General features: G+C 46.5%; 8 protein-coding genes. All 8 read left to right on the top strand.

Annotated features, from left to right (window positions below; translation table 11 throughout):
• Positions 1–451, top strand: a 451-nt coding sequence (locus tag ACGF63_RS16625) for an EF-Tu/IF-2/RF-3 family GTPase (protein ID WP_387632128.1), incomplete at its 5' end; no start/stop codon positions are given.
• A 273-nt stretch (positions 452–724) separates the two neighbouring features.
• The gene (gene secE, locus ACGF63_RS16620; protein ID WP_021322887.1) at positions 725–1,108 is read left to right on the top strand and encodes a preprotein translocase subunit SecE; all 384 of its coding nucleotides are present in this window, start codon (positions 725–727) and stop codon (positions 1,106–1,108) included.
• A 1-nt stretch (position 1,109) separates the two neighbouring features.
• Positions 1,110–1,655 (top strand): transcription termination/antitermination protein NusG, encoded by a 546-nt coding sequence (gene nusG / locus ACGF63_RS16615; RefSeq protein WP_011144820.1) that lies wholly within the window; start codon positions 1,110–1,112, stop codon positions 1,653–1,655.
• Between the two features lie 157 nt (positions 1,656–1,812).
• Complete coding sequence (gene rplK, locus ACGF63_RS16610; protein WP_021322885.1) at positions 1,813–2,241, top strand: 50S ribosomal protein L11; 429 nt, start codon at positions 1,813–1,815, stop codon at positions 2,239–2,241.
• 3 nt (positions 2,242–2,244) lie between these two features.
• On the top strand, positions 2,245–2,946 hold the full coding sequence (gene rplA / locus ACGF63_RS16605; RefSeq protein WP_036845877.1) for a 50S ribosomal protein L1: 702 nt from the start codon (positions 2,245–2,247) through the stop codon (positions 2,944–2,946).
• 307 nt (positions 2,947–3,253) lie between these two features.
• Positions 3,254–3,751, top strand: coding sequence for a 50S ribosomal protein L10 (gene rplJ, locus ACGF63_RS16600; protein ID WP_152963712.1), 498 nt, complete (start codon positions 3,254–3,256; stop codon positions 3,749–3,751).
• A gap of 63 nt (positions 3,752–3,814) precedes the next feature.
• Complete coding sequence (gene rplL / locus ACGF63_RS16595) at positions 3,815–4,180, top strand: 50S ribosomal protein L7/L12 (protein ID WP_152963713.1); 366 nt, start codon at positions 3,815–3,817, stop codon at positions 4,178–4,180.
• Between the two features lie 339 nt (positions 4,181–4,519).
• Positions 4,520–8,548: a DNA-directed RNA polymerase subunit beta gene (gene rpoB / locus ACGF63_RS16590; RefSeq protein ID WP_036845869.1), complete on the top strand. Its 4,029-nt coding sequence runs from the start codon at positions 4,520–4,522 to the stop codon at positions 8,546–8,548.
• Positions 8,549–8,566 lie beyond the last annotated feature (18 nt).

Below are 8,566 nucleotides of genomic sequence, written 5' to 3'. Positions count from 1 at the left end.
CGTGGGTATCAAAGACACCGCGAAAACAACTTGTACCGGCGTAGAAATGTTCCGCAAACTGCTGGACGAAGGCCGTGCAGGCGAGAACGTGGGTGTTCTGCTGCGTGGTACTAAACGTGATGAAATCGAACGTGGTCAGGTATTGGCAAAACCAGGTTCAATCAAGCCACACACCACTTTCGAATCAGAAGTTTATATTCTGAGCAAAGACGAAGGCGGCCGTCATACTCCGTTCTTCAAAGGCTACCGCCCACAGTTCTACTTCCGTACAACTGACGTGACCGGGACTATCGAACTGCCAGAAGGCGTAGAAATGGTGATGCCAGGTGATAACATTCAGATGATCGTTACCCTGATTGCACCAATCGCGATGGACCAGGGTCTGCGCTTCGCAATCCGTGAAGGTGGCCGTACAGTAGGTGCTGGTGTTGTTGCTAAAGTTATCGCATAATTTTTTGATGTGATTACTCTAAAAGGGCATCAACTGATGCCCTTTTTGTACGTTGTTTTATAAGAACCTATCTCATCAAGAGTTGTTTTTAATTATTGGTGAGATAGGCTCTGATACAACGAATTGGCTATATATCTCTCAGATATACAATGTCATACTGAATTATGGCGCCAAGTCAGATACAATCACTCAAATTTTTTGGTTCGGTCTGATTTGTTTTGCTCTTGCGAGGCAAGCTGGCTATCTATTTAAATCATAGTTACAGGTTGGTTTATGAGTGCGAATAGCGATGCTCAAGAAAGCAGGCGCGGTCTTGAGGTAATGAAATGGCTATTAGTGGCAGCTTTATTAACGGCTGCTATCGTTGGTAACTACCTTTATCGGGAGTATAGCCTTCCTTTGCGCGCGATAGCGGTTGTTGTTATTGTTGCTCTTGCGGGAGCGGTTGCGCTCTGGACAGCTAAAGGTAAAACCACACTGGCTTTTGCCCGTGAAGCCCGCGTTGAAATGCGCAAAGTCATTTGGCCAACTCGCCAGGAAGCGTTGCACACAACTTTGATTGTGGCGGCAGTGACTGCATTGATGTCTTTGATCCTCTGGGGTCTTGACGGCATCCTGGTGCGTTTAGTTTCATTTATTACAGGCCTGAGGTTCTAAGATGTCAGATTCCCCAAAAAAACGTTGGTATGTCATACAGGCATTCTCCGGGTTTGAAGGTCGTGTTGCACAATCTTTACGTGAACATATCAAACTGCATGATATGGAAGATTCTTTTGGCGAAGTGATGGTGCCAACAGAGGAAGTTGTTGAGATTCGTAGCGGCCAGCGTCGCAAAAGTGAACGCAAATTCTTCCCTGGGTATGTGCTGGTACAAATGATCATGAACGATGCAACATGGCATCTTGTTCGCAGCGTACCGCGTGTCATGGGTTTTATCGGTGGCACATCTGACCGCCCGGCACCAATCAGTGATAAAGAAGTTGATGCGATTATGAATCGTCTTCAGCAGGTTGGTGATAAACCACGGCCAAAAACATTGTTCGAACCAGGCGAAATGGTCCGTGTCAGCGATGGCCCATTTGCAGACTTCAATGGTGTTGTGGAAGAAGTCGACTACGAGAAAAGCCGCCTGAAGGTATCGGTTTCTATCTTTGGTCGTGCTACACCCGTTGAGCTGGATTTCAGTCAGGTAGAGAAAGCTTAATTTCTAGGCATATCTTCTAGCTGGCTTGCAATAGGCGTGAAATTAACATACAATTTCGCGCCTTTTGTTTTTAGTGGTCTGGCCTGAAACGGCGGGGCTGAAATGACAGGGGAGCCTTTTAAACAAGGCGATATCACCCACACAGAGGAAATTATCAATGGCTAAGAAAGTACAAGCCTATGTCAAGTTGCAGGTTGCAGCTGGTATGGCTAACCCAAGCCCTCCAGTAGGTCCTGCTTTAGGTCAGCAGGGTGTTAACATCATGGAATTCTGTAAGGCGTTCAATGCTAAAACTGATAGCATTGAAAAAGGCTTGCCGATTCCTGTTGTGATCACTGTTTATTCTGATCGCTCTTTCACTTTCGTGACTAAAACCCCACCAGCCGCTGTTCTGCTGAAAAAAGCAGCCGGTGTTAAATCAGGTTCCGGCAAACCGAATAAAGATAAAGTTGGTAAAGTAACCAGCGCTCAGATTCGTGAAATTGCTGAAACTAAAGCTGCGGATATGACTGGTGCTGATGTTGACGCAATGATGCGTTCAATCGAAGGTACTGCTCGTTCCATGGGCCTGGTAGTGGAGGGTTAATCGATGGCTAAACTGACCAAGCGCATGCGCACAATCCGTGAAAAAGTTGATGCAACTAAACAGTATGACATTAACGAAGCTGTTGTTCTTCTGAAAGAACTGGCAACTGCTAAATTTGTAGAAAGCGTTGACGTTGCTGTTAATCTCGGCATCGACGCTCGTAAATCTGACCAGAACGTACGTGGTGCAACTGTACTGCCTCACGGTACTGGCCGTTCCGTTCGCGTAGCTGTATTTACCCAGGGTGCAAACGCTGAAGCTGCTAAAGCGGCTGGCGCTGAACTGGTAGGTATGGAAGACCTGGCTGAACAGGTTAAAAAAGGCGAAATGAACTTTGACGTTGTTATCGCATCTCCAGATGCAATGCGCGTTGTTGGCCAATTAGGTCAAATCCTGGGCCCACGTGGCCTGATGCCAAACCCTAAAGTGGGTACTGTAACGCCTAACGTCGCTGAAGCTGTTCAGAATGCTAAAGCGGGCCAGGTTCGTTACCGTAACGATAAAAACGGCATTATCCACACCACCATCGGTAAAGTTGACTTTGACGCTGACAAACTGAAAGAAAACTTGGAAGCTCTGCTGGTTGCGCTGAAAAAAGCAAAACCATCTTCTGCTAAAGGTGTTTTCATTAAGAAAATTAGCCTGTCCACTACTATGGGTGCAGGTGTAGCGATTGACCAGTCTGGTCTGAGCGCTTCAGTTTAATTTGAACTGGACGTGATTATCGCTTTACCTTGGCGTCAGATTTGTCTAAAATTTGGCGCCTTATGTTTGGCTGGTAGATTATTTATTAGCTAAACAAACAATTTTCGGTTGGAGCTTGGCCTAATCCAAGCCCCGTCCAAGACCGCAGGTGTAAATGATTACTTAATATCCCTGCGTAGACGGTGACAGAGCCAAATGAAATTCATTTCTGGATTCTGCTCACCGTGTTTTAGAGCTCAGACACATCTGGTGTTATGAGTGATGTGAGTTCCGGGTTCTTCCCGGTTAATCCAGGAGCAAGAAGCTAATGGCACTAAATCTTCAAGACAAACAAGCGATTGTTGCTGAAGTCAGCGAAGTAGCCAAAGGCGCGCTGTCTGCGGTTGTTGCGGATTCCCGTGGCGTTACTGTAGGTAAAATGACTGAACTGCGTAAAGCAGGTCGCGAAGCTGGCGTTTACATCCGTGTTGTTCGTAACACACTGATCCGCCGTGCTGTTGAAGGTACTGAATATGAGTGCCTGAAAGAAGCGTTTGTTGGTCCAACCTTGATTGCTTTCTCTAACGAACATCCGGGCGCAGCTGCTCGTCTGTTCAAAGAGTTCGCGAAAGCGAATCCGGCATTTGAGATTAAAGCAGCAGCCTTTGAAGGTGAGTTCATTCCTGCGGCCAATATTGACCGTTTGGCAACACTCCCAACTTACGAAGAAGCAATCGCACGCCTGATGTCAACCATGAAAGAAGCCGTTGCAGGCAAACTGGTTCGTACACTGGCAGCGTTACGCGAGCAGAGAGAAGCAGTTTAATTGCCAATTTCCTTCGTTGCTTTTTAACGTATAAATTATTTCTGAATTTTAGGAACACTTGTTATGTCTATCACTAAAGAACAAATTCTGGACAAAGTTGCAACAATGTCCGTCATGGATGTTGTTGAACTGATCACTGCAATGGAAGAAAAGTTCGGCGTTTCTGCTGCTGCGGCTGTAGCTGTAGTTGCTGGCGCTGCTGAAGCTGTTGAAGAACAAACTGAGTTTGACGTTGTTTTGTCTTCTATCGGCGCTAACAAAGTTGCTGTTATCAAGGCAGTACGCGGTGCAACTGGCCTGGGTCTGAAAGAAGCGAAAGACTTGGTTGAAAGCGCGCCAGCTGTAATGAAAGAAGCTATCAGCAAAGATGACGCTGAAGCACTGAAAAAATCTCTGGAAGAAGCTGGTGCTTCTGTTGAGATTAAGTAAGTTCAGTTTTGAGTTAGCAGCCTGACTTTACAGGCTGACGGCTGGTGATTTTTTAATCACCAGCCTTTTTGCGCTGTAGGGCATTAGTAGCATTTCCACTGTTTGGCTGCTAATTAACCCCCAAATACTTTTTCCTATTGACGACTTAATATACTGCGTTCTCAGCTACGATCCACTCGGGTAGCTCGGTAGTAAGGTAGCGCAATGAAATGATTTAAGAGTAATAGCAATGAGTATTACGGAAAATAATTCAATTTTCTGTTCGAAAAAACAGTGTCGTAAAGAGCTGTCCTTTAGGGCGGGCAGAGTGGGTCACTGATCAGCGAGCTGAGGAACCCTATGGTTTACTCCTATACCGAGAAAAAACGTATTCGTAAGGATTTTGGTAAGCGTCCACAAGTTTTGGATGTACCCTATCTCCTTTCTATCCAACTTGACTCGTTCCAGAAATTTATCGAGCAAGATCCAGAAGGCCAGAATGGTTTAGAAGCGGCATTCCGTTCTGTATTCCCAATTCAGAGCTACAGTGGCAGTTCGGAGCTGCAATACGTTAGCTACCGTCTTGGTGAGCCAGTGTTTGATGTTAAAGAGTGCCAGATTCGTGGTGTCACTTATTCTGCACCTCTGCGCGTTAAACTGCGTCTGGTCATCTATGAACGTGAAGCACCGGAAGGCACAGTCAAAGACATCAAAGAACAAGAAGTCTACATGGGTGAAATTCCGCTCATGACTGACAACGGTACTTTTGTTATCAATGGTACTGAGCGGGTTATTGTCTCCCAATTACATCGTAGTCCTGGTGTATTCTTTGACAGCGATAAGGGTAAAACTCACTCATCCGGTAAAGTGCTGTATAACGCACGTATTATCCCTTACCGTGGTTCTTGGTTAGATTTCGAATTCGATCCAAAAGATAACCTGTTTGTGCGTATTGACCGTCGCCGTAAATTGCCGGCAACCATTATTCTGCGCGCAATGGATTACAGCACTGAAAACATTCTGAACCTGTTCTTCAGTAAGACTGTTTTCGAAATTCGTGACAACAAACTCCAGATGACACTGGTGCCAGAGCGTCTGCGTGGTGAAACGGCTTCTTTTGATATTGAAGCAAACGGCAAAGTTTATGTTGAAAAAGGCCGTCGTATTACCGCACGTCATATCCGTCAGTTAGAAAAAGACGAAGTGAACCGTATTGAGGTTCCGGTTGAATACATCGCGGGTAAAGTTGTTGCAAGAGATTACATTGATGTCAATACGGGTGAAATTATCTGTGCGGCTAACATGGAACTCTCTTTGGATCTGTTGGCACGTTTGAGCCAGGCTGGTCATAAATCTATCGAAACCCTGTTTACCAACGATTTGGATCACGGTGCATATATCTCCGAGACTCTTCGTGTTGATCCAACCAACGATCGTTTAGGTGCCTTGGTTGAAATCTATCGCATGATGCGTCCTGGTGAGCCGCCAACGCGTGAAGCAGCAGAAAATCTGTTTGAAAATCTGTTCTTCTCAGAAGATCGTTACGATCTTTCTGCGGTTGGTCGTATGAAATTCAACCGTTCACTGAGCCGAGAAGAAGTTGAAGGCTCCGGTATTCTGAGTAAAAATGACATCACTGATGTCATGAAGAAGCTCATTGACATCCGTAACGGTAAAGGTGAAGTTGACGATATTGACCACTTAGGTAACCGTCGTATCCGTTCCGTGGGTGAAATGGCAGAAAACCAGTTCCGTGTTGGTCTGGTACGTGTTGAGCGTGCGGTTAAAGAGCGTCTGTCTCTGGGTGATCTGGATACTCTGATGCCTCAGGATATGATCAACGCTAAGCCAATTTCCGCCGCAGTGAAAGAATTCTTTGGTTCCAGCCAGCTGTCTCAGTTTATGGACCAAAACAACCCACTTTCTGAAATCACTCACAAACGCCGTATTTCTGCGTTAGGCCCAGGTGGTTTAACTCGTGAGCGCGCGGGCTTTGAAGTGCGTGACGTACATCCAACTCACTATGGTCGTGTATGTCCAATCGAAACCCCGGAAGGTCCGAACATCGGTCTGATTAACTCATTGTCTGTTTATGCGCAGACTAACGAGTATGGTTTCCTTGAAACCCCATACCGTCTGGTTCGTGATGGTGTTGTCACTGATGAAATTCATTACTTGTCTGCGATTGAAGAAGGTAACTTCGTTATCGCACAGGCAAACACCGTATTGGACGATGAAGGTCACTTCGTTGAAGATCTGATAACCTGCCGTAATTATGGCGAATCCAGCTTATTCAACCGTGAACAGGTTGAATATATGGACGTTTCCACTCAGCAGGTGGTTTCTGTCGGTGCTTCCCTGATTCCATTCTTGGAACACGATGACGCAAACCGCGCATTGATGGGTGCAAACATGCAACGTCAGGCTGTTCCTACACTGCGTGCTGACAAGCCGCTGGTAGGTACAGGTATGGAACGTGCTGTTGCGGTTGACTCAGGTGTCACTTCCGTTGCTAAACGCGGTGGCGTGGTTCAGTACGTTGATGCATCCCGTATCGTTATCAAAGTAAACGAAGACGAAATGTATCCGGGTGAAGCAGGTATCGATATCTATAACCTGACTAAATACACCCGTTCTAACCAGAACACCTGTATTAACCAAATGCCATGTGTTTCTCTGGGTGAACCTGTAGAACGCGGTGACGTACTGGCCGATGGTCCATCCACTGACTTGGGTGAATTGGCGCTGGGTCAGAACATGCGCGTAGCGTTCATGCCGTGGAATGGTTATAACTTCGAGGACTCCATCTTAGTTTCTGAGCGTGTTGTCCAGGAAGATCGCTTTACAACTATTCACATCCAGGAACTGGCTTGTGTGTCTCGTGATACCAAATTAGGGCCTGAAGAGATCACTGCTGACATTCCTAACGTGGGTGAAGCTGCACTCTCTAAACTGGATGAATCCGGTATTGTTTATATTGGTGCAGAAGTTACCGGCGGTGACATTCTGGTTGGTAAAGTGACACCTAAAGGTGAAACTCAGCTGACGCCAGAAGAAAAACTGCTGCGTGCTATCTTCGGTGAGAAAGCGTCTGATGTTAAAGACTCTTCTCTGCGCGTACCAAATGGCGTATCCGGTACGGTTATCGACGTACAGGTATTTACCCGCGACGGCGTTGAAAAAGATAAACGTGCTCTGGAAATCGAAGAGATGCAACTGCGTCAGGCTAAGAAAGACCTGACAGAAGAGTTGCGGATCTTTGAAGCTGGCTTGTTTGCCCGTATCCGTTCTGTCCTGATTTCTGGCGGCATCGAAGCTGAGAAATTGGATAAGCTGCCTCGTGAGCGTTGGTTAGAACTGGGTCTGGCTGATGAAGAAAAACAGAATCAGTTGGAACAGTTGGCTGAACAGTATGACGAACTGAAAACTGAGTTCGAGAAAAAACTGGACGCTAAACGTCGTAAGATCACGCAGGGCGATGACTTAGCACCGGGCGTGCTGAAGATCGTTAAAGTTTATCTGGCGGTTAAGCGGCAGATTCAGCCGGGTGATAAGATGGCGGGCCGCCACGGTAACAAGGGTGTTATCTCCAAGATCAACCCGATCGAAGATATGCCTTACGATGAAAACGGTACTCCGGTAGATATCGTACTGAACCCACTGGGCGTACCATCACGTATGAACATTGGTCAGATCCTGGAAACTCACCTGGGGATGGCTGCGAAAGGTATTGGTGACAAGATTAACGCGATGCTGAAACAGCAGCAGGAAGTCGCCAAACTGCGTGAATTTATCCAGAAAGCTTATGACCTGGGTGATGAAACCCGTCAGAAAGTTGATCTGAACACTTTCTCTGATGAAGAAGTTATGCGTTTGGCGGAAAACTTGAAAAAAGGTATGCCAATTGCAACACCAGTATTTGATGGTGCGAAAGAGAAAGAAATTAAAGAACTGCTGAAACTGGGTGACTTGCCAACTTCTGGGCAAATTACCCTGTTTGATGGTCGTACTGGTGAGCAATTCGAACGTCAGGTTACAGTTGGTTACATGTATATGTTGAAACTGAACCACCTGGTGGATGACAAAATGCATGCTCGTTCAACCGGTTCGTACAGCCTGGTTACTCAGCAACCGCTGGGTGGTAAGGCGCAGTTCGGTGGTCAACGCTTCGGTGAGATGGAAGTGTGGGCATTGGAAGCATATGGTGCCGCGTACACCTTGCAGGAAATGCTCACCGTCAAGTCCGACGATGTTAACGGCCGTACCAAGATGTATAAAAACATCGTGGATGGCAACCACCAGATGGAGCCAGGAATGCCGGAATCCTTCAACGTATTGTTGAAAGAGATCCGCTCTCTGGGTATTAACATCGAGCTGGAAGACGAATAAACCGTATTCCCGCTGGTA

The organism is Photorhabdus sp. RM322S (assembly GCF_042879395.1).
Classification (GTDB): Bacteria; Pseudomonadota; Gammaproteobacteria; order Enterobacterales; family Enterobacteriaceae; genus Photorhabdus; species Photorhabdus khanii.
The sequence above is the reverse complement of the archived record's forward strand: the minus strand, read 5'-3'. Positions and strand labels throughout refer to the sequence as shown.